General features: G+C 73.3%; 27 protein-coding genes. 14 read left to right on the top strand and 13 right to left on the bottom strand.

The features are described from left to right. Positions 1-545: DivIVA domain-containing protein (locus LLG88_03865; GenBank protein MCE5246046.1), on the top strand; the 545-nt coding region annotated here is incomplete at its 5' end. Continuing rightward, positions 538-1812 carry an imidazolonepropionase gene (gene hutI, locus LLG88_03860; protein ID MCE5246045.1) on the top strand — a complete coding sequence of 425 codons (1275 nt, stop codon included), beginning with the start codon at positions 538-540 and terminating at the stop codon, positions 1810-1812. The genes LLG88_03865 and hutI, both read left to right, overlap by 8 nt. Before the next feature lie 786 nt (positions 1813-2598). On the opposite strand, the gene LLG88_03855 is transcribed toward hutI, so the two are convergent. Next, positions 2599-2997 (bottom strand): hypothetical protein, encoded by a 399-nt coding sequence (locus LLG88_03855; GenBank protein MCE5246044.1) that lies wholly within the window; start codon positions 2995-2997, stop codon positions 2599-2601. A 39-nt stretch (positions 2998-3036) separates the two neighbouring features. Between LLG88_03855 and LLG88_03850 the strand changes: the two genes are divergently transcribed. From LLG88_03850 to LLG88_03840, 3 genes are all read left to right on the top strand, one after another. After that, positions 3037-4074 (top strand): squalene/phytoene synthase family protein, encoded by a 1038-nt coding sequence (locus tag LLG88_03850; GenBank protein MCE5246043.1) that lies wholly within the window; start codon positions 3037-3039, stop codon positions 4072-4074. An 86-nt stretch (positions 4075-4160) separates the two neighbouring features. After that, complete coding sequence (locus LLG88_03845) at positions 4161-5558, top strand: OmpA family protein (GenBank protein ID MCE5246042.1); 1398 nt, start codon at positions 4161-4163, stop codon at positions 5556-5558. Positions 5559-5759: 201 nt separating this feature from the next. Continuing rightward, positions 5760-6848 carry an SDR family oxidoreductase gene (locus LLG88_03840; protein ID MCE5246041.1) on the top strand — a complete coding sequence of 363 codons (1089 nt, stop codon included), beginning with the start codon at positions 5760-5762 and terminating at the stop codon, positions 6846-6848. Positions 6849-6889: 41 nt separating this feature from the next. Here LLG88_03840 and rfbD read toward each other — a convergent pair whose 3' ends face one another. Continuing rightward, positions 6890-7759: a dTDP-4-dehydrorhamnose reductase gene (gene rfbD, locus LLG88_03835; protein MCE5246040.1), complete on the bottom strand. Its 870-nt coding sequence runs from the start codon at positions 7757-7759 to the stop codon at positions 6890-6892. Between the two features lie 3 nt (positions 7760-7762). Continuing rightward, positions 7763-8251 (bottom strand): dTDP-4-dehydrorhamnose 3,5-epimerase family protein, encoded by a 489-nt coding sequence (locus LLG88_03830; protein MCE5246039.1) that lies wholly within the window; start codon positions 8249-8251, stop codon positions 7763-7765. A gap of 113 nt (positions 8252-8364) precedes the next feature. On the opposite strand from LLG88_03830, the gene LLG88_03825 reads away from it, so the two are divergent. Beyond that, the gene (locus LLG88_03825) at positions 8365-9129 is read left to right on the top strand and encodes a Nif3-like dinuclear metal center hexameric protein (GenBank protein ID MCE5246038.1); all 765 of its coding nucleotides are present in this window, start codon (positions 8365-8367) and stop codon (positions 9127-9129) included. Positions 9130-9246: 117 nt separating this feature from the next. Here LLG88_03825 and lepA read toward each other — a convergent pair whose 3' ends face one another. The 5 genes from lepA to LLG88_03800 all read right to left on the bottom strand — a co-directional run bounded on the left by lepA (position 9247) and on the right by LLG88_03800 (position 13640). Then, complete coding sequence (gene lepA / locus LLG88_03820; protein ID MCE5246037.1) at positions 9247-11046, bottom strand: translation elongation factor 4; 1800 nt, start codon at positions 11044-11046, stop codon at positions 9247-9249. Between the two features lie 93 nt (positions 11047-11139). Continuing rightward, positions 11140-11808, bottom strand: a complete 669-nt coding sequence (locus LLG88_03815; protein ID MCE5246036.1) for a DUF2807 domain-containing protein — start codon at positions 11806-11808, stop codon at positions 11140-11142. Between the two features lie 10 nt (positions 11809-11818). Further along, positions 11819-12613: a DUF2807 domain-containing protein gene (locus LLG88_03810; GenBank protein MCE5246035.1), complete on the bottom strand. Its 795-nt coding sequence runs from the start codon at positions 12611-12613 to the stop codon at positions 11819-11821. 139 nt (positions 12614-12752) lie between these two features. Continuing rightward, positions 12753-13226: a hypothetical protein gene (locus LLG88_03805; GenBank protein MCE5246034.1), complete on the bottom strand. Its 474-nt coding sequence runs from the start codon at positions 13224-13226 to the stop codon at positions 12753-12755. 177 nt (positions 13227-13403) lie between these two features. Beyond that, entirely contained in the window at positions 13404-13640 is a 237-nt protein-coding gene (locus LLG88_03800) for a hypothetical protein (protein MCE5246033.1), read from the bottom strand. Positions 13641-13880: 240 nt separating this feature from the next. Here LLG88_03800 and LLG88_03795 point away from each other — a divergent pair, with 240 nt between their 5' ends. Next, complete coding sequence (locus LLG88_03795; protein ID MCE5246032.1) at positions 13881-14138, top strand: DUF2007 domain-containing protein; 258 nt, start codon at positions 13881-13883, stop codon at positions 14136-14138. 103 nt (positions 14139-14241) lie between these two features. Here LLG88_03795 and LLG88_03790 read toward each other — a convergent pair whose 3' ends face one another. Genes LLG88_03790 through LLG88_03775 form a run of 4 tightly spaced genes read right to left on the bottom strand, consistent with a single transcriptional unit; the run spans position 14242 to position 16511 of the window. Further along, positions 14242-14739 (bottom strand): periplasmic heavy metal sensor, encoded by a 498-nt coding sequence (locus tag LLG88_03790; GenBank protein MCE5246031.1) that lies wholly within the window; start codon positions 14737-14739, stop codon positions 14242-14244. 43 nt (positions 14740-14782) lie between these two features. Then, entirely contained in the window at positions 14783-15205 is a 423-nt protein-coding gene (locus tag LLG88_03785; protein ID MCE5246030.1) for a hypothetical protein, read from the bottom strand. After that, positions 15202-15768 (bottom strand): sigma-70 family RNA polymerase sigma factor, encoded by a 567-nt coding sequence (locus LLG88_03780; GenBank protein ID MCE5246029.1) that lies wholly within the window; start codon positions 15766-15768, stop codon positions 15202-15204. The genes LLG88_03785 and LLG88_03780 overlap by 4 nt, the downstream gene beginning before the upstream one ends. A gap of 59 nt (positions 15769-15827) precedes the next feature. Continuing rightward, the gene (locus LLG88_03775; protein MCE5246028.1) at positions 15828-16511 is read right to left on the bottom strand and encodes a carboxylesterase; all 684 of its coding nucleotides are present in this window, start codon (positions 16509-16511) and stop codon (positions 15828-15830) included. An 81-nt stretch (positions 16512-16592) separates the two neighbouring features. Between LLG88_03775 and LLG88_03770 the strand changes: the two genes are divergently transcribed. Next, positions 16593-18977, top strand: a complete 2385-nt coding sequence (locus LLG88_03770; GenBank protein ID MCE5246027.1) for a penicillin acylase family protein — start codon at positions 16593-16595, stop codon at positions 18975-18977. 134 nt (positions 18978-19111) lie between these two features. Here the strand turns inward: LLG88_03770 and LLG88_03765 are convergent, their stop codons facing one another. After that, positions 19112-19888 carry an SDR family NAD(P)-dependent oxidoreductase gene (locus LLG88_03765; protein ID MCE5246026.1) on the bottom strand — a complete coding sequence of 259 codons (777 nt, stop codon included), beginning with the start codon at positions 19886-19888 and terminating at the stop codon, positions 19112-19114. Positions 19889-19993: 105 nt separating this feature from the next. Between LLG88_03765 and LLG88_03760 the strand changes: the two genes are divergently transcribed. The 6 genes from LLG88_03760 (at position 19994) to LLG88_03735 (ending at position 26015) form a co-directional block, all read left to right on the top strand. After that, positions 19994-21109, top strand: a complete 1116-nt coding sequence (locus tag LLG88_03760; GenBank protein MCE5246025.1) for an HDOD domain-containing protein — start codon at positions 19994-19996, stop codon at positions 21107-21109. A 101-nt stretch (positions 21110-21210) separates the two neighbouring features. Further along, positions 21211-22044 (top strand): tetratricopeptide repeat protein, encoded by an 834-nt coding sequence (locus LLG88_03755; protein ID MCE5246024.1) that lies wholly within the window; start codon positions 21211-21213, stop codon positions 22042-22044. Between the two features lie 105 nt (positions 22045-22149). Beyond that, on the top strand, positions 22150-22941 hold the full coding sequence (locus LLG88_03750) for an electron transfer flavoprotein subunit beta/FixA family protein (protein ID MCE5246023.1): 792 nt from the start codon (positions 22150-22152) through the stop codon (positions 22939-22941). A 24-nt stretch (positions 22942-22965) separates the two neighbouring features. Next, complete coding sequence (locus LLG88_03745; protein ID MCE5246022.1) at positions 22966-23955, top strand: electron transfer flavoprotein subunit alpha/FixB family protein; 990 nt, start codon at positions 22966-22968, stop codon at positions 23953-23955. Next, entirely contained in the window at positions 23952-24413 is a 462-nt protein-coding gene (locus tag LLG88_03740; GenBank protein MCE5246021.1) for a rhodanese-like domain-containing protein, read from the top strand. Before LLG88_03745 ends, LLG88_03740 begins: the two co-directional genes overlap by 4 nt. Before the next feature lie 15 nt (positions 24414-24428). Further along, complete coding sequence (locus tag LLG88_03735; GenBank protein MCE5246020.1) at positions 24429-26015, top strand: FAD-dependent thymidylate synthase; 1587 nt, start codon at positions 24429-24431, stop codon at positions 26013-26015. Positions 26016-26028: the final 13 nt, after the last annotated feature.

The following is a 26028-nucleotide window of genomic DNA, read 5'->3' as shown; positions in this document are numbered from 1 at the left end:
CCCGGCGCGGCCTTCGGGAGACGATCTTCATGCCGCTGACGCCGCTCGACATCGAATCGCAGCACTTCAAGCGCGAGGTCCTTGGTTACAGCCGCCGCGAGGTGGACGCCGCGCTGCGTTCCGCCGCCGACGCCCTCTCGCAGGTCAATCTGGACCGCGAGGAGCTGCAGCGGATGATGCAGGCGACGCGCGCCGAGGTGGACGAGTACCGCCGCCGCGAGAAGACGCTGATCGAGTCGCTCGCCGCCGCCGAGCGGCTGACCGAAGAGCGGAAGGCGCTCGCCCAGGCCGAGGCCGAGAAGCTGATGGCCGACACCCGCACGCAGTGCGAGCAGCTGCTCCAGCGCACGCGGGCCGAGGTGACGCGGATCGAGCAGCAGATCCTGCGGCTGAAGGTCGAGCGGGAAACGTTCGAGAACAAGCTGCTGGCGCTGCTCGAGGAGCACCGGCGGCTGGTCGAGCTGCGTCGTCAGGAATCGGGGATCGCGGACAAGATGCGCCGCGGCCCGTCCACCGGTCCGCAGGGGCCAGACGGCCGTGACTGACCGCGTCCGCGCCGATTTCGTCGTCCGCGGCGCCTCGGAGCTCGCGACCTGCGCCGGTCCGGCGCCGGCGCGCGGCGCCGATCAGGGGCGCGTCGCCGTGCTGCCGCGCGGCGCCGTCGCCGCCCGCGAGGGGAAGATCGTCTGGGTCGGCCCCGAGGACGCGCTGGCCGCGTCGGTCGAGCCGCTTCCGGGGGCGCGGCGCCTCGACGTCGAGGGGCGCGCGGTGCTGCCCGGCCTCGTGGACGCGCACACGCACCTCGTCTGGGGCGGCGACCGGGCCGACGAGTTCGAGAAGCGGCTCGCCGGGGCGACCTATTCCGAGATCGCCGCCGCCGGCGGCGGGATCCTCGGCACGGTGAAGAAGACGCGCGCCGCCTCGCTCGACGAGTTGACGGCGTCGGCCGGCGCGCGGATGGACCGGATGGCCCGCTGGGGCGTGACCTCCTTCGAGGTCAAGAGCGGCTACGGCCTCTGCGCCGAGGCCGAGTACAAGATGCTCGAGGCGGCGCGGCGCGCGGCGGCCACGCGGCCGTACGCGCTGGCGACGACGTTCCTCGGCGCGCACACGATGCCGCCCGAGGCGCGCGGCGACGCCGCCGCGCGGGCGCGCTACGTGGACGCGCTCTGCGGCGAGATGATCCCGCACGTCGCCGAGGCCGGCCTCGCGCGGTTCGTGGACGTCTTCGTGGACGCCAACGCCTTCGGCGTCGAGGAAGCGCGGCGGGTGCTCGACGCCGGACGGCGCGCGGGGCTCGGGCTCAAGGTCCACGCCGACCAGCTCGCCTCGGACGGCGGGGCGGAGCTCGCGGGGGAGATGGGCGCGGTCAGCGCGGAGCATCTGGAGCACGCCAGCGAGGCGGGGCTGAAGGCGCTCGCCGCGGCCGGCACGGTGGCCGTGCTGCTGCCGGCGGCCACGCTTTTCCTGCGGATGAAGGAAGCGGCGCCGGCGCGGCGGATGGTCGAGCTCGGCGTGCCGGTGGCCCTCTCGACCGACGTGAACCCCGGCTCCTGCCCTTGCGAGTCGCTGCCGGTGACGATGCAGCTCGGCTGCCTGCTGTGCGGTCTGACGGTGGACGAGGCGATCGTCGCCGCGACGCTCAACGGCGCCGCGGCCGCGGGGCTCGCGGAGGTCGCGGGGAGCGTCGAGGTCGGGAAGCGCTGCGATCTGCTGGTTCTCGACGCGGCGGAGCGTCGGCAGCTCCTCTACCAGTTCGGCGCGCCGCGTCTCTTCGCGACGGTCGCCGCGGGGCACGTGTTGACCGCGTAATTCCTCAACGCACTGCCCGCGCGTTTCGCGGCGTACTGCCCGCGCGTCTCGCGGGACGCGCGTCGTGCGGCGGGGGCGGCGGCTCCGCGGACCGGGCATCGGCTCGCCGCCGCCCCCGCACGCCCGACGCGCTGTCGTGTTCGGTCGGGCGACGTGCTGATTGTCCGCGGGGTGGTGGTCCTTCTTCGATGGTCCGTGCGTCTCGTCTCGCCGCGCGTCACGGCGTTGGCTCGCGGCGGCTGCGTCGTTTTCCGCGCTGAGCCGATAGGGCGCGTGCGTCTTGACGGTCGCGGGTCGGGCGGCGGGGGGCGGCGGCTCCGCGACGGGGCAATGCTCCGCCGCCGCCCCCCGCCACACGACCCGCTTGTCGTGTTCGACACGTTCATTCGACGGCGTGAATTCGACGTCGTGATGGCGACGGCCGCCGTGACTGGGTCGGTCGTCGTGATGCTGATAGGCGCCGTGATCGGGATGGGCGGTAGGGGCGGCTGGCGCGCTCCGATGATCGTTGCCGCGCTCAGGATTCCTCCGCGCCTGCCGCCCGACCTGATTCACGCGCAACGTTGCCTTTCGTCGTTAAAGGCAGGATTGCGCGTGAATCACCTCGGGCGGCAGGCGCGGTGGAGGCGTCGTTGTTCCGACGATCATCGGAGCGCGCCAGCCGCCCCTACAGCGAATCCCAATCGCCGCCGCCGGCCCAATCGCCGCACGCGTCGCGCGACGAAGGCCGCGCGCGATGAAGGTCGCGCGCGACGGAGACCGCGATCGGCGGGATCGCCGCCGCCGTCAGAAGCGGCGGTGGACGAAGGTCTTGTCGTAGGGCCAAACCCATTTGTAGACCGCGAGGTCCACGACGACCTCGTGCTGCATCCGCAGCGTCACGGTTTCGCTGGTCATCGTGAGCTGAAGCTGGTTCTTCTCCAGCGGGATGTTCACTTCCTTGGCCTTCGCCAGGACGTTCTGCAGGAACCGCTCCTGGTCGAAGTCCCGCCCCGAGGAGACGACGTTCTGCAGTTCGCGGTCGCAGTAGTCGTGCAGGTCCATGACGTGGGTCTTGGCCGGAATGATGCGCGCCGCGGCGAAGATCGCCGCCGCGAAGATCGCCAGCCAGATGATCAGCCCGAGCCGCCCTTCGCCCTTTTGTCCGCGCACGGTCCCAGCCTCCTCGATCGTCGAGCGGTTCATTTTCGCTCATCTCGGCCCGGCGCGGGGTACGATCGACGCATGGACGCCGCCGTGCCTTCCGACCGGGAGATCCTCGACCGGGTCAGCCGCTCCTTCGCGCTGACGATCCGCGCCCTGCCCCGCGGGCTGCGCGCCCCGGTGGAGATCGCCTACCTCCTCGCCCGCGCCGCCGACACGGTGGCCGACCGCGACCTCGTGCCGCCGGACCGCCGCCGCGCCTCGCTGGCCGCGCTCCGCCGCGCGGTCGCCGCCGCCGCGGAGGCCGGACAACGCCGCGCGGACGAGGCGGCCCTCGCCGCGCTCGACGTCGCCGCGGACGGCGAGCCGGCCGACGCCGTGGACGCGGCCGAGCGCGCCCTGCTCGACCGCCTCGGGGTCGTCCTCGCGCGGCTCGGCGCCCTCCCCCCCGCCGACCGCGCCGACGCGGCCTGGATCGTCGAAACGCTGGCCGCGACGATGGACCGCGAGCTGGCCTTCTTCGGCGCCGGCGGCGCGGCCCTCCGCGCCCTGCCCGACGGCGCCGCCCTCGAGGCCTACACCGAGGGGATCGCCGGCTGCGTGGGGGAGTTCTGGACCCGCCTCGTCGCCCGCAAGGCGCCGCGCCTCGCGCCCCGCGCCCTTTGGCTCTCGCGCGCCGGACGGCGCTACGGCCGCGGCCTGCAGTTGGTGAACGTCCTCCGCGACCTGCCGCGGGACCTGCGCCGCGGGCGTTGCTTCCTTCCCGCGGCCGACCTCGCCGCCGTCGGCCTCGCCCCCGCCGATCTGCTCGACCCCGGCGCCGCGCCGCGCCTCCTGCCGGTCCTGCGGAAGTGGGAGCGGATCGCCCGGCTCGATCTCCTCGCCGGGCTGCAGTACGCCGCCGCCCTGCCCGTCCCGGCGTGGCGCCTGCGGTTCGCCTCGGTCCTGCCGGCGCGCATCGGCGTCCTGACGCTGCGCGCGCTCGCCGAAGCCCCGCCGGCGGCCCGCCTCGATCCGGCCCGTTCGATCAAGGTGCCGCGGCGCGCGGTCCGGGCGGCCGCGTTCTCCGCGGCGCTGCTTTGCCTCGTCCCGCGGGGTCCGCTGCGCCTCCCTGACTGATTTTCGCCTGTCGCCCAAGCTCAATCGGCGTACCGTGGGAGCGTTGCCCGGGCGACTAGGCCCGCGCGACGCCAGGAGGAGACGACATGCGCATTACCCGTTGGTGGTTGGCCGCGGCCGCGCTCGCGATGCTGGCCGCTCCGGCGCCGGCTTTGGCCGGCGGGGACGACGAGCCGCAGAACGAGCTCGGCGTGCTGTTGGGCGCTTCCCATGCCGACAAGGATCTTCGCGGCGACGAAACGTCGATCGCTCCGACGTTCGGCCTCCGATTCGCCCACATCTTCGACGCCAAGTGGTCGTGGTTCGCCGACGCCACCTACACCAAGTTCAAGACCGACATCATGCCGGACGACCCCGAAGTCTGGACCGTCCGGACCGGGCCCGAGTTCTTCCTCAACAACGACACCCACCGCGCGCGGTGGTTCGTCGCCCCGTCGGTCGGCTGGATGAAGGCGAGCGAGCCGGGCGACCTCGACATGAGCCGCGCCATGGTCTCGGTCGGCGTCGGCCAGCGGATCCTCACCCGCGGCCTCGACCACTTCATCTGGCAGGTCCGCGCCGACCAGACGCTCGGCTCGAAGGGCCTGGTGGACGGCGGGAAGGTCCTCAACGTCCAGGCGCTCCTCGGCTACGCGTGGGGCCTCGGCGGCCATCCGAAGGACACCGACGGCGACGGCGTGCCGGACTTCAAGGACAAGTGCCCGGGCACCCCGGCCGGCGCCAAGGTCGACCTGAACGGCTGCCCGCTCGACTCCGACGGCGACGGCGTCTTCGACGGCATCGACCAGTGCCCGAACACCCCGAAGGGCTGGCCGGTGGACGCGAAGGGCTGCCCGATCGACTCCGACAAGGACGGCGTGCCGGACGGCAAGGACAAGTGCCCGAACACCCCGCTGGGCGCGAAGGTCAACGAGGACGGCTGCCCGCTCGACAGCGACGGCGACGGCGTCTACGACGGGCTCGACAAGTGCCCCGGCACCCCCAAGGGCTGGCCGGTGGACAAGGTCGGCTGCCCGCTCGACACCGACGGCGACGGCGTGCCCGACGGCATCGACAAGTGCCCCGGCACCCCCAAGGGCGTCAAGGTGGACGCGACCGGCTGCCCGCTGCCCGAGCCGAAGCCGGAGATGATCCCCGAGAAGGGCCAGACGCTGGTCCTCGAAGGGGTCTACTTCGACACGGACAAGGCGACGCTGAAGCCGGAGTCGGTCGAGACGCTCGACCGCGTGGCCGCCTCCCTGAAGGCGTTCCCGGCCGTCCGCCTCGAGGTCGCCGGACACACCGACAGCCGCGGCGCCAAGGCCCACAACCAGAAGCTCTCCGAGGCCCGCGCCAAGACGGTGATGGACTACCTGGTCGGCAAGGGCGTGGACGCCGGCCGGCTGGCCGCCAAGGGGTACGGCATGGACAAGCCGATCGCCCCGAACACCACCGACGAAGGGCGCGCCAAGAACCGGCGCGTCGAGCTGAGCCGGCTCGACTAGCCTCTCCTGCATCCTGCACGCGCGAAAGGGCGGCCCCCCGGGGCCGCCCTTTTGCGTCCGCGCCGACGGGACGCCCGGCGAAGCGCCCTCGCGGCGCGTCCGTCTTCCGGCGGGCGGTCAAGTTTCGGGCCGCGGCCGCCGATGAGCCGTTCGATCGATGGATCGGCCGCGGAGAACGGCCGGCGCGGGAGGCGCACGGGCATGACGATCGGCGAACGCGGCGTGGTTCTCGTCACCGGCGGATGCGGTTACGTCGGCTCGGTCGTGGTCCCCGAGCTTCTCGCCCTCGGCGAGCAGGTCCGGATCGTGGACAACATGTGGTTCCGCACCGCGCCCCCCGCCCAACCGAACCTCGAGGTGATCGAGGGGGACCTGCGGCGCATCGATCCGGCGTGGCTCGACGGCGTGCGCGGCGTGATCCACCTCGCCGGCCTCTCCAACGACCCGACGGCCGACTTCGCCCCGCACCTCAACGCCGAGGTCAACGTGCAGGCCGCGCGGCAGTTGGCCGAGGCGACGGCCCTGCGGGCGCGCGCGGAGGGGCGCGAGATCCGCTTCGTCGCCGCCTCCTCCTGCTCCGTCTACTACTGCCCGACGCGCGGCGCGGCCGAGGTCGAGGCCCAGGACGAGGAGAGCCTCGTCGCGCCGGTCGCCAACTACAGCAAGACGAAGCGGATGGCGGAGATGGCGTTCCTCGACGTCGCCTCCCGCCACGAAGAGTTCTGCCCGGTGATGCTGCGCAAGGGGACGCTGTTCGGCCTCGCCCCCAAGATGCGCTTCGACCTCGTCGTCAACGCCTTCACGCTCCACGCGTGGAAGAAGCGCCGCCTGACGGTCAACGGCAGCGGCGAGGCGTGGCGGCCGCTGCTCCACGTCCGCGACGCGGCGGACGCGTACATCTACTGCCTCCTCGCGCCGACCGAGGCGGTGCGCGGGCGGATCTTCAACGTCTCGCACAAGAACTACCGCGTGCTCGAGCTGGCCCACTGGGTGACCGAGGTGCTGGAGCGGAACCGCGGCGTGCAGGTGGACGTGCGCCGCGACCGTTCGAGCGCCGACGGCGCGCGCAGCTACTACGTGCTGGCCGAGAAGATCTCCAAGACGCTCGGCTTCCGCGCCGAGAAGGGGATCACGCAGGGGGTGCTCGAGATCTGGGACGCGCTGGAGTCGGGACGCTTCGGCGACGACCCGGCGGCCGACCCGTACTACTTCAACATCCGCTGGTTCAAGGAGCGGGGGATCGCCGACCGCGAGTTCGCCGCCGCGGCCCCCGACCGGCAACGCGCCTGACGCACGCCGCGCGCCGCCGCGGCGCGCGGGCGTTCGGACGGTCAGAGTCCTCGCGCGGCGCGCCGGCGCGCGACGTACTCGGCCAGCGCCGCTTCGGTCGAGTCGAGGACGAGGAGCCCCTCGGCGGCGAGGCGCGCGCAGGCGAGGCGCGAATCGCGCGGCTTGCGCACCGGCGAGGGGAACGTCGCCGCGGAGGCCTTCTCGATCGCCTCGCCGGGCAGTCCCGCGGCGCGGGCCGCGGCGCGCGCGAAGTCGTACCAGCTCCCGCCGGGGCCGTTCACCGCGTGGTAGATCCCCGCCCCGCCCCGTTCGAGCAGCGCGACGATCTGCCGCGCGAGGCTGATCGTCGAGGTCGGGCAGGCGAACTCGTCGGCGACCATCTTGAGCGGCTCGCCGCGCTCCAGCCGTCCGAGGATGAACTCGACGATGTGGTGTCCCTTCTTGGCGCGGCAGGGATGGACGCCGTAGAGGCCGCAGGTGCGGGCGACGATCGCGCCGGGGTGCGCCTCCAGCGTCGCGTGCTCCGCGGCGAGCTTCGCCACGCCGTAGACGTTGACCGGCGCCGGCAGGTCGTCCTCGACGTACGGCGCGCCCTTCTCGCCGGAGAAGACGTAGTCGGTGCCGACGAAGAGGAGCTTGAGGCCGCGGGCCGCGGCGGCGCGCGCGACGTTGAGCGCGCCGACGGCGTTGACGCGGAACGCCGGCTCCGGCTCGCGCTCGCAGCGCGGGACGTCGTGGAACGCCGCGGCGAGGACGACCGCCTCCGGCGCCGCGCGGTCGAGCGCGCGCGCCACGGCGTCCGCATCGACGATGTCCGCGTCGGCGTGGCCGAGGCCGACCCCGTCGGGGCCGAGGACCTCGAGCAGGTCGCGGCCGAGCATCCCCTCGGCGCCGAAGACCGCCGTGCGCATCGCTCAGCGCCCCTTGATCGACCAGTCGTAGCCCCACGAGTCCGGCGGCACGCGGACCTCGTCCGGATGCTCGCGGTCGTAGACCTCGCTGCCGATCGAAATGAGCTGCGTGTCGTCCTCGAGGGCCATCCAGCCGTGGTAGACGCCGGGGGGAACGACGATCAGGCTCGGGTTGCGGTCGCCGATCACGATCGTGTCCATCGCCTCGTAGGTCGGGCTCTCCTTGCGGTCGTCGCGCACGGCGAACTTCGCCGAGCCGTGGCCGATGAAGAACCAGTCCCAGAGCCGCTCGTGCTTGTGGAAGGCGCGGACCGCGCCGCGCGCCATGTCGCCGACGAGGTAGACCTGCCCGAACTTGGTGAAGTGCGGGTCCACCGCGCGCAGGATCTCGATCAGGTAGCCGCGCTCGTCCACGTGCGCCTCGAGCGGCACGACGACGACCCCCTCGACCTTCGTCTTCCGTCCCGCCCCGGCGTATCCCTTCGCGTCCATGGCTCTCTCCCTCGGAGGGCGTGTCGCCCTTCCCTGCGCCAGTGCAAATCTGTGCCGGGACGGCCGCGATGACAAACGGGGCGGCGGGCTAAAATCGTCGCCGGAGGACCACGATGACCGTCAAGCGGAGCGACTTCGGGGCGGGGCTGGACGCGTTCCTCGATCCGGACCGGATGCGGGATTTCGGCCCGAACGGGCTGCAGGTCGAGGGGCGGGAGGAGATCGGCCGCGTCGCCTTCGGCGTGACCGCCTCGCTCGCGCTGCTCGAGCGGGCCGCGGCGTGGGGCGCCGACGCGGTCGTCGTCCACCACGGCCTCTTCTGGCGCGGCCAGGGGGAGGTCCGCGTGGAGCGCTCGCTCCGCGGGCGGCTGAAGACGCTCCTCGACCACGAGATGAGCCTCTTCGGCTATCACCTGCCGCTCGACCGCCACCCCGAGGTCGGGAACAACGCGGTCTTCGCGCGCCGCCTCGGCGCGGCGAAGACGGCGCCGGCGTTCGAGTGGGAAGGGACGCCGATCGGGCTGGCGGCGGCGTACGAGAAGCCGCTGCCGTTCGGGGAGTTCGTCGCGGCCGTCGCCGCCGCCACGCGGCGCGATCCGCTCGTCGAGGGGGCGGGGCCGGCGGAGGTCCGCACGTTCGGCGTCGTCACCGGCGGCGGGGCGCGGTCGGTCGAGGAGGCGGCGCGGCGCGGGCTCGACGCCTTCGTCACCGGCGAGCCGTCGGAGGCGGCGGTCCATCTGGCGCGCGAGGAGGGGATCCACTTTCTCGCCGCCGGGCACCACGCGACGGAGCGGTTCGGCGTCGCCGCGCTGGCGGAGTGGGTGCGGACCCACTACTCGCTGGAGACGACGATCATCGAGATCAACAACCCGGTCTGACCGGCGGCACGGACCGCGGGCCGCCCGGGTCCCGTCGCGCGGCGGGACATCGCGCGGATCAGGACATCGCGCGGCGCGGGACGTCGAGCGGAGGGAGACGCCGCGCGGCGCGGGCGGTCAGTCCTCGAGGCGCAGGACGGCGAGGAACGCCTCCTGCGGCACGTTGACCTGGCCGACCTGCTTCATCCGCTTCTTTCCTTCCTTCTGCTTCTCGAGCAGCTTCCGCTTGCGGGAGATGTCGCCGCCGTAGCACTTGGCGAGCACGTTCTTGCGCAGCGCCTTGACGTTCGTGCGGGCGACGACGCGGCTGCCGATCGCGGCCTGGATCGCCACCTCGAACTGCTGCCGCGGAATCAGCTCCTTCAGCTTGCTCGTCAGCGCCTGCCCGCGGTGGAACGCGCTCTTGTCGGGCACGATCACCGAGAGCGCGTCCACCGGCGCGCCGTTGACCAGGATGTCGAGCTTCACCAGCTCCGAGCGGCGCCAGCCGACGACCTCGTAGTCGTAGCTGGCGTAGCCGCGGCTCAGCGACTTCAGCTTGTCGTAGAAGTCGGTCACGACGTCGGCCAGCGGCAGCTCGTACTCCAGCAGGACGCGCGTCGGGCCGGCGTAGCGGAGCTGCTTCTGCACGCCGCGCCGTTCCTCGAGCAGCTTCATCAGCCCGCCGACGTACTCCTGCGGCGTGATGATCGTCGCCTTGATGAACGGCTCCTCGATCCACTCGAACTCGTTCGGCTTCGGCAGCTTGGCCGCGCTGTGGATCTCGAGGTAGTCGCCGCCGATCATCATCACGCGGTACGGCACGCCCGGCGCCGTCGTGACGAGGTCGAGGTCGAACTCCCGCTCGAGCCGCGACTGGATGATCTCCATGTGCAGCAGCCCGAGGAAGCCGCAGCGGAAGCCGAAGCCGAGGGCGTCGGAGACTTCCGGCTCGAAGTTGAACGACGAGTCGTTGAGCGAGAGCTTGTCCAGCGCGTCGCGCAGGTCGGGATAGTCCTCGGCGTCGGACGGGTAGAGCCCGGCGAAGACCATCGGCTTGACCTCGCGGAAGCCGGGGTAGGGCGTCGCCGTCGGCCGGCGCGCCTCGGTCACCGTGTCGCCGATCTTGACCTCGACGACGTTCTTGATGTTGGCCACGACCCAGCCGACCTCGCCGACGGAGAGCGAGTCCACCGGGCGGATCTTCGGCGTGAAGATGCCGACGTCCTCGACCTCGTACTCCGCCCGCGTCGCCATCAGGCGGATCCGCTGGCGCCGCTTGATCTCGCCGTCGATCACGCGGACGAGCATGTAGGCGCCGCGGTAGCTGTCGTACCAGCTGTCGAAGATCATCGCCTTGAGCGGCCCGTCGGGATCCCCCTTCGGCGGCGGCACCCGCTCCACGACCGCGGCGAGGATGTCCGCGACCCCCTGCCCCGTCTTGCCGGACGCGAGGATCGCCTCGGCGCCGTCGAGGCCGATGACGTCGGTGATCTGTTCCTTGATCCGTTCCGGCTCGGCCGAGGGGAGGTCGATCTTGTTGACGACCGGGATGATCGCGAGGTCGTGCTCGACCGCCTGGTAGGCGTTGGCGAGCGTCTGCGCCTCGACCCCCTGCGCCGCGTCCACGAGGAGCACCGCGCCCTCGCAGGCGGCGAGCGAGCGCGAGACCTCGTACGAGAAATCGACGTGCCCCGGGGTGTCGATCAGGTTGAGGCGGTATTCCGTGCCGTCCGCGGCCGTGTAGGGCAGCGCCACGAAGTGGGACTTGATCGTGATCCCGCGCTCGCGCTCGAGGTCCATCGAGTCGAGCGTCTGCTCCATCATCTCGCGCTGCTCGAGCGCGCCCGTCAGTTCGAGCACGCGGTCGGACAAGGTGGTCTTGCCGTGGTCGATGTGCGCGATGATGCTGAAGTTGCGGATCTGCTGGGGGTTCATAAGGGGTCCAAACCGCGCGGCGCGCGCCAATGAAACCGGCGCGGGATTATACGTTTGCCGCGCGGCGCCCCGCACGCCCGCGGGGGCGGAAGGCTACAGCGGCTCGACGTGCCCCGCCCCGAGGATCTTCCGCTCGACCGTCTTGGGGTCGCCGGCGTAGCGGATGTCCCCCAGTCCGGTGACCTTGGCCGACAGCGCCTCGGTCGCGCGGACCTTCACCCGTCCGGCGCCGGAGACGTCCACGTCGGCCCGCTTCGCCTCGAGCGACGCGGCGTCGATCGACGCGGCGCCGGTGATCTTGATCACGAGGTCGTCGGTCTTCCCCGCGACGTCCATCGCCGCCGCGCCGCCCACCGAGACCTCGAAGCGCGGCCCGGCGACGCCGCGGACGTCGCCCTTCGCCGCGCCGCCGATCTCGACCGCGGCGAGGTTCGGCGTCGTGACGCGCACGGTGATTTCGCGGCCCGAGCGGAGCGAGAAGGAGCTTTCCTGGGAGATCCGCAGCGTCTTGCCGTGGACCTCGGTCGCGACGAGCGGCACGACGTTGTCGTCCCCGACGACCACGACGCGCCGCGGCCCCGCCGCGACCTCGAGGCGCACCGCGCCGCCGACGGCGATCCGCTCGAACGGGGCGACGTCGCGGACCTTCTCCACGACGTTGCCCGAGCCGGAGACCGGCAGGGAGATCGGCGCGGAGTCGCATCCCGCGGCCGCGAGGGCCGCCGCCGCCAACACCGCAACCGTCCAAGCGGATCGCTTCATCGTCGCTCCCTCACTTCCGAACGATGTCGCCGCTGCCGTGGCCCGACGTCTTGACCTGCGGCGGCTGCCCGAAGAGGAAAATGTCGCCGCTGCCGTTGAGCGCGGCCTCGACCGCCTCGGAGGCGTTGATCGTCGCGTCGCCGCTGCCGTTGAGCTCGACCTTCGCCCGCTTGACCTTGAAGTCGCCGGCGTTGATGTCGCCCGAGCCGTTCGTGCGGAACGCGAGCTCCTCCGCCGAGCCGACGAGCCGGACGTCGCCCGAACCGTCGATGTGGACCGAGACCTTGCGCGCGGTCACGTCGCTGGCGTTCACGTCGCCCGAGCCGGCGATCGCGATCTCGAAGACGTCGGCGCCGCCGTGGATGCTCATGTCGCCCGAGCCGGCGATGCTCGCCTTGAACCGCTCGCCCTTGAGGTCTTCGACGACCGCGTCCGCCGACCCTTCGATGGAGAGCCCCTCGAGCCGCGGCGTCGAGACGCGCACCTTGAGGCCGACCCTGGAGGTGGTGTACTGCTCCTTGGTCGAGACGACGAGCGTGTCGCCGCGGACCTCGGCGGTGACGTTCGAGAGAAGGTTGTCGTCCCCTTCGACGACGAGCGGGCCGGAGGCGCCGACCTTGACCTCGGCGTCCACCGAGCCCCGGAGCTCGATCTTCGTGAACGAGCCGACCGCGCGCGACTCGGTCCCCTTGCGGCCCGAACCGCGCAGCCCCGTCAACCCGGCGAAGGCGCCGAAGGAGCAGCCGGCGGCCAAAAGCGTCGCCGTCGAAACCGCGACCGCGAAGAGTGCGAATCTGCGCTTCATCGTGCCTCCCATCCGCGCGGGGAACGTCCCCCGCGGCAAGGATAGTCTTGGCCGAAACATCCGCCGACGCAGCGGCCGGAGTTCCCCCGGAGGGCCAGCGGTCGCGCGGCCGCGGCCAGCGGTCGGCCCCGCGGAAGGGTCAACCGAGCATCCGGTGCCGCATTCTGCCGAGGGCGATGTTGAGCGGATTGTCGCGGGACAGGAACGGCAGGACGGGACGGCGGCGCCGTCCGATCTCCCGCTGCAGCTGCAGCGAGGGGCCGTGCGCCGGGTTGACGGACAGCGCCGTGGCGATCGACTCCACCGCCAACTGGCGCTTCCCCATCAGGGAGTAGACCCGCGCCAGATTGCAGTAGAGGTCGGCGTCCATCGGGCCGTCGGCGATCGCCTCCTCGCACAGCCGCCGGGAGCGGGGCAGGTCGCCGCGCACCACGGCGAGGGCCATGCCGTAGAAGGAACGCAGCAGCCGGCCGTGGCGGGCCTCCGGCTCGTCCACGAGCAGCGCCAACGCCGTTTCGAGGTGCGGAAACGCCTCCGGACAGCGCTTCGCGCGGCACAACTCCAGCCCCTCGCGGAAAGCCGCTTCGCTGGGGGACAACTTCGATCCGTTCATGGAAATCCCTAGGATGGCGTCCGCGATGTTCGTGCCTCGCGCGCCCTGCGGTCAAGTCCCTTTCACGCGGAAGACGCCGCGGCGCCGCGGCGCGGGGAACGCCGCGGCCGGTCCGGGGCCGCACAAAAAAGGCGGCCCCGCCGAAAGCGGGACCGCCTCACGCGATCCGGAACGCCGTCAAACAGTGAAGTCGTGGGGGCGAACGGTCTTGCGGCCGTTGGCCACCGCGCGCTTCGCCGCCTGCGCGATGTACCAGTAGATCACTTCGTTGAGCGCCGCCGGCGCGTCCGAAGCGACGTTGACGTCGTGCTCGCGCAGCGCGTTCTTCACCTTGCTGGCGACGATCAGCATTTCCTTCTCGACCTGCTTCTTCCCGCCCTTGGCGGCCTTCTTCGCCGGAGCCTTCTTCGCCATGCTTGCCATTCCTCCATGCTCTGGGTTGCGGACGCACGTTGGCGTCGGAAGCGTTGAACGTCGCGTAATTGGTATCACCGCCCGCGACGCGCATCAAGCACCGGAAAGGGATTTTTTGGCGTCTAGGGGCCGTTTCGTCGAATATTAGGATCCCGGTCCAAGACGGCGACGGCGCCGGCGGCGCGCGCGGAACGCGGCCGCTGGGCGCGCGTCGGCGGCGGGAAACGGAGGAACGCGACGATGCGCGCGGCCGACGACGAAAAGCTCGAGGTTCTGGTCCGCGTCCCGACGATGGCCGAGGCGGAGATCGTCCAGGGCCTGCTCGAGGCCGAAGGGATCGAAAGCGCCCTTTTCGGCAACGACGCGGGGGGGCAGCTGCCGAGCCTCGACGCGCTGGCCGGGGTCGCGGTGCTCGTCCGGCGCGCCGATCTGGAGCGGGCCCGGGAAGCGCTCGTCGAGGGGGAGGAGTTCGACGAGGACGAAGCTCCGCCGGAGTGACCGCGGCGCGAGCGGCCCGCGGGGCGGATGCCGCCGCATGCGGACACAAAGAGGGCGCGGCCGCGCGGGCCGCGCCCTTTTCGTTCCGCCCCGTCGCCGGCCGTCAGCGTTGCTGCTGCCGACGATCCCGCGCCGCGTCCCGCAGCGTCCGCTTGATCTCCTCGCCCCGCTCCCGCACGAGATCCCGGAGCGCCCGCCGCTGCTCGCGGCTGAGCACGCGGGCGATCTCGATCCGCAGCCGCGTCTGCGCTCTCTCGACGGAGCACTGCGCGGCGTCGAGCGCCTCGGCCGCCTTGTCGAGGGCGCCGTCGTTGAGCGCCTCGGCGTCGAGCAGGCGCGAGAGGTCGAGTTGGGCGCGCTGCTTCTCCGCGCGCAGATCGATCATCTTCTCGGTGTGCCGGAAGACGAGCTCCTGGATCCGCTTCTGTTGATCGGGCGCGAGGTTCAGCCGCTCGACGACCCGCGGGTTTTCCCACCACGCGCGGATCCCCGGCGTCGCGGCCGCGGCTTCCGTCGCGGGGGCCGGCGGCGCGGCGAGCGCGGCGGCGGCGCCGCAGGCGGCGGCGAAGGCGAAGAGGATCGCTCGGGTCATGGTCTTCATCGGTTTCCCTCCCATCTCTCGCCTCGCGTCGGCGGGCGCAGGGTCAAGCCTCGGGCTCGTCGGACGTCGCGTCCGGTTCGTCGAGCGGGGGCAGCAGCAGGTCGGATTCGAAGCGGGCGTCGTCGTCGTTCGACGTGCGCTCGACGGCGATCGGGTCGAAGGGGCTGAGCGGGTCTTCCGTGGCGGTCTCGGCGACCTGCTCCCAGACGGCGAGCGTCGCCGTCTCGGGCGGCCGGGGCGTCCCGCGCAGGGCGTACCCGCCGACGAGCGCGGCGCCGACCAGAATCGCCGCCGCCGCGGGGAGCGCCGCGCGGCGGCGCCGCCGGCGCGTCTCCGCCGCGGCCACGCGCGCCATCACCTCGGCGCGCTGGCGGGCGAAGAAACGCTCCGCGACGTCTTCGGGCGGCGAGGAGGCGCGTCGCGCGTCCGTGCGCGCCGCGTCGCGGCGCCGCGATTCGTCGCTCATGCATCCTCCTTTCCGGTCAGGCGCCGCCTCAGGTCGCGGACGAGCCGGAAGACGTGGACCTTCACCGTGCCGGAGTGCACGCCCAAGGCGTCGGCGATCTGGTTCAAGGGCATTCCCTCGACGAAGCGCATCCGGAATACCTCCCGCCGCCGTCCCGGCGGAATCGCTTCGAGCGCCCGCCGCAGCTCGTCCTCGAGTTCGCCGCGGGCCAGCTCGTCGTCCGGCCCGGGCCGCGGATCGGGCGTCGCCTCGGCCAGCGTCTCCGCGCCCGGCGTTTCCCGTCCGCGCCGCCGGCCGCGGTCGGCGAGCAGATTGGCCATGATCCGCAACAGCCACCCGCCGAAGGCGGCGTCGTCGCGGAAACGCCCCAGTTCGCGCCACGCCCTGAGGAACGTTTCCTGCACCAGGTCGTCGGCGTCTTCGAGGTTGCGGGAATTGCGCAGCGCCTTGGCGAAGAGCGGCCGCTGCCACCGCGTCACCAGTTCGGCGAAGGCGTCCTGCTCCCCCCGCCGCGCGCGGGCGACGAGCGCCTCGTCGGGCTCGGGGGGGATCGTTTCGGCCATCGTCGGCAACTGTCCCGTCCTCGTCCATCAAGACGAGGACACGCGGTCTTGGTTGACGCTCAGGCGCGCGACGCGCCGAAGCGGGCGGCGAGGAAGCGGCCGACGTCCTCGATCTCGTGCGGGTGGACGGCGTGCGGCATCGGGTAGGTGCGCCACTCGACCGGATGCCCCCAGGCGACGAGGCGGTCGCGGGCGTCGGTCCCCGCCGGGAGCGGCACGACCGGATCGGACATCCCGTGGGCCATGAAGAACGGGAGGCCGCGGTTCGCCGCGGAGCGTTCGGCGTCGATCCGGTCGCCGAGCAGGAGGTAGGTGGAAAGCGCGACGGCCCCGGCCAGCCGCTCGGGGTGGAGCAGGCCGGTCAGGATGGAGATCGCTCCGCCCTGCGAGAAGCCGGCGACGACGATCCGGTCGGTCCGCACGCCGCGCGCGTTCTCGCGGACGATCAGGCCGGCGACGATCCCGAGCGACTCGCGGGCCCCGGTCTCGTCGGAGGACCGCTTGTCGAAGTCGAGCTGGCGGATGTCGTACCACGCCCGCATCCGCGAGCCGCCGTTGAGCGTGACCGGGCGGCGCGGCGCGTTCGGAAAGACGAAGCGGACCTTGAGCTCGTCGGGCAGGCCGAGTTCCGGCACGACCGGGGCGAAGTCGTAGCAGTCGGCCCCGAGGCCGTGCAGCCAAATCACCGCCGCGTCCGCGTCGTCCGGACCCGTCTCGTAGCCGTCGAACCGCTCCTCGTTCATCGCCGGGACTCCTTCGGGCGCGATTCTACGCGCGGGTCCGGCGGTTCCGCAGCGCGCGCTTTTCCCGATTATCCTTGGGCCATGCGCAAAAGGACGCGAGTCGCACTTTGGGTCGCCGGCGGCCTCGCCGCCGTTCTCTTGATCGCGGCGGGAACGTCGCTCTGGTGGTGGCGCGGGACGCTGCCGCGGCGCGACGGGGACGCGCGGCTGCCGGGGCTTTCGGCGCGCGCGGCCGTCTTGTGGGACGAGCGCGGCACGCCGACGATCAAGGCGGCCGGCCTCGACGACGCGCTCCGCGCGCTCGGCTACGTCCACGGACTGCTGCGCCCCTTCCAGGTCGAATTGCGGCGCCGCGCGGCGCGCGGCGAGCTGGCCGCGGCGTTCGGCGCGGCGTTCGTCGAGGAGGACGAGGAGGCGCGCCGCGACGCGCGGGTCGAGCGGGCCAAGGACGACGTCCGCGCGCTCGACGCCGAAGCGCGTCGCGCGCTCGAGGCGTACGTCGGCGGGCTCAACGCCGGGCTCGCCGAAGCCGGCCGGCGCCGTCCGCCGGAGCTGCGCGCCGCCGGGATCCAGGCGACGCCGTGGACCGCGGAGGACGTCGCCGCCTTCGGCCGCCTCTTCGCCGGCACGATGAGCGACGGCGAGGAGATGGAGCGGGCGCGCTGGGACCTGCTTCTCGCGTTCGGCGTCGAGGGGACGCAACGGCTCTGGGCGGCCGCCTACGGCGAGCCGCTTCCGCCCGTGCCGGAAGGGACGAGGGCGTTGCTCGCGGCCGCCCATGCGGCGCCGCGCGCCGCCGCCGCGGCCGTGGACGAAGACGACCTGGCCCGCGCCTCGAACGCCTGGATCGTCGCCCCGGCGCGCGGCACGACCGGCGGCGCGATCCTCGCCGGCGATCCGCATCTGGGCGTGGAATGGCCGAGCGTCTGGCTCGAGGCGCGCCTCGAGTGGCCCGGCGGGACGCTCGCCGGCGCGACGCTCGCCGGCGCCCCCGGCGTGATGATCGGCCACAACGAGCGCGTGGCCTGGACGTTCACCGTCGCGCCGTTCGACGACGCCGACCTCTTCGTCGTCGAGGTGGACGACGTCGAGGCGCCGACGCGCTACCGCGAGAACGGCGCGTGGAAGCGGTTCGAGCTCGTCCCGGCGCCGATCGTCGTCGCCGGCGAGAAGGCGCCGCGGCCGTTCGTCGTGCGGCGCGCCGGCCCCGCGGTCTACGTCGGCCCCTCGGGGCTCGCCGGACGCGGCCTGCTGCAGCGCTGGACGGCGCGCGAGCGGGGCGGCGTGATCGACGCCTTCTTCGCGATCGACCGCGCGCGCGACGTCGCCTCGGCCGTCGCCGGCGCGAGACGGTACGAGAACGCCGGCTTCAACTTCCTCTGCGCCGACGCCGCGGGCGCCGTGGCGCACGCCGTCGTCGGCGCCGCGCCGGCGCGGCGCGGCGAGGGCTGGGACGGGCGGATCCCCGCGCCGTGGACCGGCGAGGGGGCATGGGAAGGGCTCGTGCCGCGCGAGGCGATGCCGCTCGCGGTCGATCCCGCCGGAGGGACGCTCGTCTCGGCGAACGACGGCTCGATCGCCGCCGCGCCGACCGACCCGGCGCAGCGCGCGCTCGTCGGCGACTACGACGCCGGCTTCCGCGCGCGCCGCATCGCCGAGCGGCTCGCCGCGCTGCCGAAGGTCTCCCCCGCCGACATGCAGGCGATCCAGCGCGACGCCCGCGCCGGCAGCGCCGCCGACCTGCAGGGGCTGGTCAAGGGATGCGCCCTCGACTCCCCCGCGGCGAGGCTCTACCTCGCGTGGGACGGCGAGCTCCGCGGCGCCGGCGCGCCGCTGCTGCACGAGCTGTTCCGCGCGCGGCTCCACGAGCGGATCCGCCGAAGCACGAGGCTGGGCCTCGAGGGAGGCGCGTGGTTCGCGCGCACCCGCTGCCTGCGCGGCCTCTTCGCCGCGGCGCAGGACGACCAGTACATCGCCGGCCTGCTCGACAACCCGGCGACGTCGTGGGACGAGCAGCCGTGCGACCACGTCCGCGCCGCGCTCGACGCCGCGTGGGACGACGCGCGGACCCGTTTGGGGGGCGATCCGGCGCTCTGGACGTACACCGCGGCGCACGTCCTCGCGCCCCGCTCGCCGATCGGCGTGGGGCCGCTGGCGCGCCTCTTCAATCCGCCCGCGGCCGGCGTCGAGGGAAGCGGCGACGCGCCGAACGCGATGGCCGCGCCGCTGCCGCGCGACGGCTGGAGCGGCGCGCCGCTCGCCGTGACGCACGGGCCGAGCTACCGCCTCGTCGCCGCGTTCGACGGCGCGGGGCGGATCCGCTCGTTCTCCGGCCTTCCCGGCGGCGCGGACGAGCACCCCGCGTCGAAGCACGCCGCCGACCGGCTCGCCGCGTTCGCGCGGGGCGAGGGGGCGGAGCTGTGGCCGGCGCCGCCGGCGGGAACGACGACGACGCTCGAGCCGTAGGCCGCCGCGCGCGACGCGGGCGCCCTGCGTCCGCGCGGCGCGCGACGGCCGCGGCGACGGAGCGCCGCGCGACGCAAAGAGAAGGGCCGCGCCGCACGCAGGCGACGCGGCCCTTCGTCGTTTCGGCGCGCGCTTCAGGAACGCTTGATCATCGTCGCGGAGGCCTGCATCGTCGGCATGAGCAGGATCTCCTCCACGTTCACGTGCGCGGGACGGGTCACCGCCCAGAGGATCGCGTCCGCGACGTCCTCGGGGCCGAGCGGCGCCGCGCCGGCGTAGACCTTGTCCGCCTTCTCGTCGTCGCCGTGGAACCGCACGAGGCTGAAGTCCGTCTTGACCATTCCCGGATCGACGGTCGTCACGCGGATCCCCGCGCCGTGCAGGTCGAGGCGCATCCCCTTGTTGATCGCCCGCTCCGCGGCCTTCGTCGCGCAGTAGACGTTGCCGTTCGGATAGGTCTCCCGCCCGGCGACCGAGCCGATGTTGACGACGTGCCCGCGGCCGCGCGCGATCATCCCCGGCAGGACGAGGCGCGAGACGTTGAGCAGCCCCTTGACGTTCGTGTCGATCATTCGGTCCCAGTCGTCGAACAGGCCGGACTGGATCGGGTCGAGCCCCGCGGCGAGGCCGGCGTTGTTGACGAGGATGTCGATCTCGCCCCACCCCGCGCCCTCGAGCTCGTCGATCGACTTCCGCACGTCCTCGCGGTCGCGCACGTCGAGCTCCAGCTTTCCGCAGGCCTCGGCGCCGTGCCGGCGAATGATCTCGTCGCACAGTTCGCCCAAGCGGTCGCCGCGGCGCGCGGCGGCGATGATCCGCGCCCCTTCGCCGGCCAGAGCCAGCGCGGTCGCGCGTCCGATGCCGGAGCTGGCGCCGGTGACCAGCGCCGTCTTCCCCGCCAAACGATCCATTTCTCCCTCCGCGGCCGCCCGAACCGGCCCGAATCATGGTAACAAAAGGAATCGGGCGTCGCTTCGCCGCCGGGCGGCGGCCGCGGCGCGAAGGCGGAGGGAGCGTTGGCGATCTGGTCGTTTTGGCGGCGAAACGGTCGTGCGGCCGCCGCGCCCCGCGCGAAGCCGGCCGCGGCCGAGGCCCCGCCGCGCGGCGCCGTGACGCGCCGCTCGGGCGAGCCGGACGACGAATCGGCCGACACGGCGCCGATCTCCGCGCCGGAGGCGTCCGCCGCGGCGAACGCCCCGCCGGGCTGGCCCGACCGGCGCGAGATCGCCGCCCTCGGCGACCACCCCTCCGAAACCGACCTCGCGCGGATCATCGGCCGCGCCGCCCCCGACGCCTCGGCCGACGAGATCCTCTTCCGCGCCCATCTGTCGCGGGCGATCTACGTCGGCGAGCACGACCTCGCGCCGCTGCCGCGCAGCGCCGCGCGCGTGATGGAGCTGGCGCGCAAGCCGGGCGCGGGCGTGGACGAGTACGCCAAGGTCGTCGAGGGGGATCCGGGGCTCGTCAAGACGGTGCTGCGGCTCGCCAACTCGTCGTTCTACGCCTCCCTCGCCGAATGCACGTCGCTCTCCCAGGCGATGGTGCGGATCGGCGTGCGCGAGGTGGAGCGGATCGCGCTGCTGCAGACGTATCAGGCGCGGATCTTCCGCGTCCCCGGGCACGACGCACTGGCGCGGGAACTGTCGCGGCACGGCCTCGCCGCGGCGCTCGCGGCGCAGGCCGTCGCGCGCCGCGGGCAGGCCTCGCCGCCCGACGCGTTCCTCGGCGGCCTCTTCCACGACGTCGGCAAGCTGGTGATCCTCGGCATCGTCGGCCAGGTGCAGCGCCGCCTGAAGCGCACCGCGCCGGCGCCGCTGGTCCATTCCGCGTTCGACGCCTTCCACGCCGTGGTCGGCGAGGCGGCCTGCCGGCGCTGGGAGTTCCCGCCGCAGATCGTCGCCGCGATCGCGCGCCACCACGATCCCCGAGCCGCGGCCGGCGAGCCGCTCGACCGCGCGGTCTATCTCGGCAACCTCCTCGCGCACGGCGTGGACAATCCCCCCGCGGCCCCCCTGCCGATCGCGAACGACGATCCGGTCCGCGCCGCGGCGGGGCTCTCCCCGGGGCAACTGCTCGAGGCGTTGGAGCAGGCGCGCGCCGAGCTGAAGGAATACCAGAAGCTCTTCGGCTGATCGTTCGCGCCGCCCGTTCCCGTCGTCGGAGGCCGGCCCGGTCAAGGCCGTGCACCGCGCCGCCCGCGGCCTATATTCGCCGTGGGAGTGGCCCGACGACGATGCTCGAGCAAGCCGACGCCGCAAGCGCGCTGCGCGAAGTGCTGTCCCGGCCGGAGGAATCGACCTCGCTGACCGCGGGGGCGCTGGCGATCGCGCGCCTCGGCGGACGGCTCCCCGACGGCGAGGCGGTCGAGCGGGCGCTGGACGAGCTGGCGGGAACGCTGGCCCTCGCGGTCGGCGTCGCCGCCCATCCCCGCTTCCTTCTCGCCGGCGTCGCACGCGCCCTTTTCGAGCAGCTCGGCTGGACGACGGCCCGGACCGGCGCCGAACGCGCCGAGGACTTCTTCATCGACGCGGCGATCGCCGCGCGGTCGGCCGCGCCGCATCTCCTCGCGCTGATCGTCGCGGAGGCGGCCGAGCGCGCGGCGTTGCCGATCCGCCCCGTCGCCGCCCCCGGGGCGGCGCTCCTGCGGGCCGACGGCGGCGGCAAGGCCGCCTTCATGGATCTTGCGCGGAACGGCCGGCCCCTCACCCCGGACGAGTGCCGCGCCCTCGCCGTCGCCGCCTGCGGCGGCCGGCTCGAGTTCTCCGAAGGGTGGCTGCGCGCCGCGGTCCGCGAGCAGTCGCTGGCCCGCGTGGCCAACGGGCTGAAGGCCTTCCACTGGCGCATCGGCGCCTACGACCTCGCGCTGGAGGCGATCGACCTGCTGCTGGCGATCCGGCCCGAGGATCCGCGGGAGGTCCGCGACCGCGGCCGCCTGCTGTTCCTCGAAGGACGGCTCCGCGAGGCGATCGGGGCGTTCGAGACCTACCTCTCGCGCAATCCGCACGGCCAGGACGCCGAAGCGGTGCGGATGCTCCTGCTCGAGGCCCGGACGACCCTCAGCTCCTGAGGCCGCCCGGCGGCCGTTCCCCCGCTTCCCCAAAAAACAGGTACGATTTCGTCCTCCGCAGCGCCTCGCGCGCGGCGGGGCTCTTCTGTGTAAAGGAAGCGCCGCATGAAGATCCTTGTCGCCATCAAGCAGGTCCCCGAACGGGACTCCCGGCTGACGCTCGACAGCGCGGGCCGGGGGATCGTCGAGACGGACCTCAACTGGGAAATCAACGAAGCCGACCGCTACGCGCTGGAGACCGCGCTCCGCCTGAAGGAAGCGCAGGGCGAGGGCGAAGTCGCGGCGGCGACCGTCGGGCCCGACCGCGCGCGCAAGGCGCTGGCCGCGGCGTTGGCGATGGGGGCCGACCGCGGCGTGCACCTCAACGCCCCGGAATTCCAGGGCGGCGATCCGATCGCCGTGGCCCACACGCTCGCCGCGCTCGTCCGGCGCGACGGCTACGACCTCGTTCTCGGCGGCGCCCGCTCCGACGACTCCGGCTACGGCCAGACGCCGGCGCTGCTCGCCGGGCTGCTCGACTGGCCCTGCGTCTTCCTGACGATGGGCGTCGAGCCGCTCGACGGGAAGCTGCGCGTCGTGCGCGAGCTCGAGGCCGGACGGCAGGAAGTCTCCGAGATTCCGCTCCCCGCGGTGCTGGCGATCCAGTCCGGCATCCACGAAGTCCGCTACACGTCGCTCAAGGGGATCATGGCCGCCAAGAAGAAGCCGGTGGACCAGCCGACCCCGGACGAGCTGCATCTCGACATGTCCCACATGGGCCGGACCGGCAGCCGCCTGAAGATCCTCTCGCTCGCCCCGCCGGAGAAGAAGGGGCACTGCGAAATGATCGAGGGGAAGCCGGCCGAGGCGGCCCAGGCTCTGGTCGAGAAGCTGCGCAAAGACGCCAAGGTCCTTTGAGCCGGCGCGGAAAGGTGACAACCGATGGCGAATGACATCCTGGTCGTCGCGGAGCACGAAGGCGGCAAGCTGCGCCGCGGCACGTTCGAGGCGCTCGCGCTGGCGCGGCGGCTCGCCCAGTCGTTCGGCGGGCACGCCTACGCGCTCGTTCTCGGGCGCGGCGTCGAGCCGCTGGCCCGCGAGCTCGCGGCGCGCGGCGCGGACGGCGTCCTGCTGGCCGACCACCCGCAGCTCGAGACGTACACGCCGGACGGCTGGCGTCTGCCGATCGGCGCGGTTGTGCGCGACCTGCAGCCGGAGTGGGTCCTGATGGGGCACACCTATCTGGCGCAGGACATGCTGCCGCTCGTCGCGGCCTCGTTCGGCGCGCCGGTCGTGACCGACGTCGTCGCCGCCGACGTCGAGGACGGCAAGGTCGTCTTCCAGCGCCAGCCGTACGACGCGAAGTTCGTCGCCCGCACGATCGACGACGGCCCCGCGCCGCGCTTCGCTACGCTGCAGACCGGCGCGTTCCCGGCCGACGAACTGCCGGAAGGGACCGAGGCGCTGGTCAGCGCGGCGCGCGTCGAGCTCGACCCGGCCGCGCTGCGCCGCGCCGTGCTCGAGATCCGCGCGACCGGCGGCCACGCCGTCGATCTCGCCGCCGCGCCGATGATCGTCGCCGGCGGCCGAGGGCTCGGCTCGAAGGAGAAGTTCGGCGCATTGGTCGGCGGCCTCGCCGAGGCGCTCGGCGCCGCGGTCGGTGCCTCGCGTCCGGTCATCGACGCCGAATGGCTGCCGCACGAGCACCAGATCGGCAGCTCCGGGCAGTCGGTCGCGCCGAAGCTCTACGTCGCGCTGGCGATCTCCGGCGCGATCCAGCACATGGTCGGCGTGCGCGGCGCGCAGTGCATCGTCGCGGTCAACAAGGACAAGGACGCGCCGATCTTCAACGAGGCGAACTACGGCATCGTCGGCGACGTCGCCGAGCTCGTCCCCGAGCTGATCAAGGCGGTCCTGGAGACGAAGGGGTGATCGGACCGATCGCCGCGGAGGAGGTCCTCCGGCTCGTCGAGGGAGACCTCGCCGATCCGGAGGTTCCGGGCGGCCGCGCCTGGATCTTCGATCTGCGCGCGGAGGAGGCGTTCCTCGCCGGTCATCTTCCGCGGGCGATCCACCTTCCCGAAGCGCAGCTCGCCCGGCGCCCGCACCAGTCGGCGCAGGCGGCGGAGCTGGTCGTCCTCGTGGACGAGGACGGCGCGCCGCGCGGCGCGGCGCACGCCGCCGCGGCCGAGCTGGCGCACAAGTGGTTCCGGCGCGTCGGCGTCCTCGCCGGCGGCTTCGCCGGCTGGCGCGCGGCGGGCCTGCCGATCGCCGTCGGCGGGCCGGCGGGCGACGGCGCCGCCGCGGCCGACGGGACGCGCGAGGAGTTCAAGGCGTCGCGCGCCGTGCCGTGGAAGGCCGGCGACCCGGCCGTCGCCGGGCGTCCGTAGCCGCGCGGCGCAGCGATGCTCCGTTTCCGCGTCCAACCCGACGTTCGTCTCGTCGCGTCGTTCGCGCGGCCGATCGACCAGTCGGTCGCGGCGGCGCGGAGCTGCTACGCCGCGAAGGGGCTCGTGACCGCGGAGGAGGTCGGCGGCGACGGGCTCGAGGGGGAAGCGCTCGAGGAGGCCCGGCGCAAGCGCGACGAGCTGGCCCGCGAGCTGTACGGCGCCGGCCACCACACGATCTTCCAGCACGCCCACTTCCAGTTCGCGCTCGACCGCGTCTCGCGCCACGCCGTCTGGAGCTTCTTCCACGCCCATCCGTTCTACAACTCCGAGCAGGTCAGCCAGCGCTACGTGAAGGTCGGGCGCGGCGCGGCCGTCGTGCCGGAGTTGGAAGGCGAGGCGCAGGCGGTCTACGAGGGGACGCTCGCCCGGCTCGAGGAGGCGTACCACGCGCTCGCCGCGGCCCTCGCCGCGCCCGCCGCCGAGCGGTTCTTCGCCCTCTTCCCCGCCCGCGGGCGGAAGCCGGAGGAGTGGCGGCTCGACGTGCGCCGGCGCGCGCAGGAGGCGGCGCGCTACGCGCTGCCGGTCGCCGCGTGGGCGCGGCTCTACCACACCATCTCCGGCCTGACGCTGCTCCGCTACGCGCGGATGGCGGCGCAGCCCGACGTCCCTTCGGAGACGAAGCTGATCGTCGAGGCGATGGTGGCCGAGGTCGCGAAGCTCGACCCGACGTTCGCCGACCTGGCCGAGAAGGCGCTGCCGACCGACGCGCATCCGGAGTCGGCGGCGCTCGCCGCGGCCGGCGGGCTCGTCGATCCGCGGCGCGCCGCGGCGTTCGCGGCGGAGTTCGACGCGGAGCTCGAAGGCAAGGTTTCGCGGCTCGTTTCGTTCGATCCGCGCGCCGAGCAGGTCGTGGCCCAGGCGGTGCGCGACGCGCTGGGGATGCCGCGCTCGTACCTCTCCGACGACGACGCGATCGCCCTCGCCGCCGACCCGGCGCGCAACCCGCTGCTCGGCGAATCGCTCAACGTCGGCACGCTCGGGCGGACGACGCGCGCGCTGCATCACGCCTCGTACACGTTCCGCAAGAAGCTCTCCCACAGCGCCGACTCGCAGGACCAGCGGCACCGCATGACCCCCGCGGCGCGGCCGGCGCTGCTCGCGCATCTGTTCGACGCGCCGGACGTCGTCGCGCCGCGGATCGTCGTCGAGACGGACGAGGCGCGGCGGATCTTCGACGACGCGACGGCGGCGGCGTGGGACGGCATCGCCCGCCTGCGCGCGCTCGGCGCGCCGGACGAGGCGCTGGTCTATCTGCTGCCGAACGCGACGGCGGTCCGCTTCACCGAGTCGTCCGACTTCGCCGCGCTGCGGCACAAGCACGCCATGCGCCTCTGCTTCAACGCGCAGGAGGAGATCTGGCGCGCGAGCCTCGACGAGGCGCGGCAGGTCGCGGCGGTCCATCCGCGGCTCGGCGCGCTGCTGCTGCCGCCGTGCGCGGCGCGGGCGCGGGCCGGCGCGCGGCCGATCTGCCCGGAAGGGCGGCGCTACTGCGGCGTGCCGGCGTGGAAGCTCGAGCTTTCGCGCTACGAGCGGACGCTGTGAGCGGGAGTCGCTT

This window comes from bacterium (genome assembly GCA_021372775.1).
Classification (GTDB): Bacteria; Acidobacteriota; Polarisedimenticolia; order J045; family J045; genus JAJFTU01.
The sequence above is the reverse complement of the archived record's forward strand: the minus strand, read 5'-3'. Positions and strand labels throughout refer to the sequence as shown.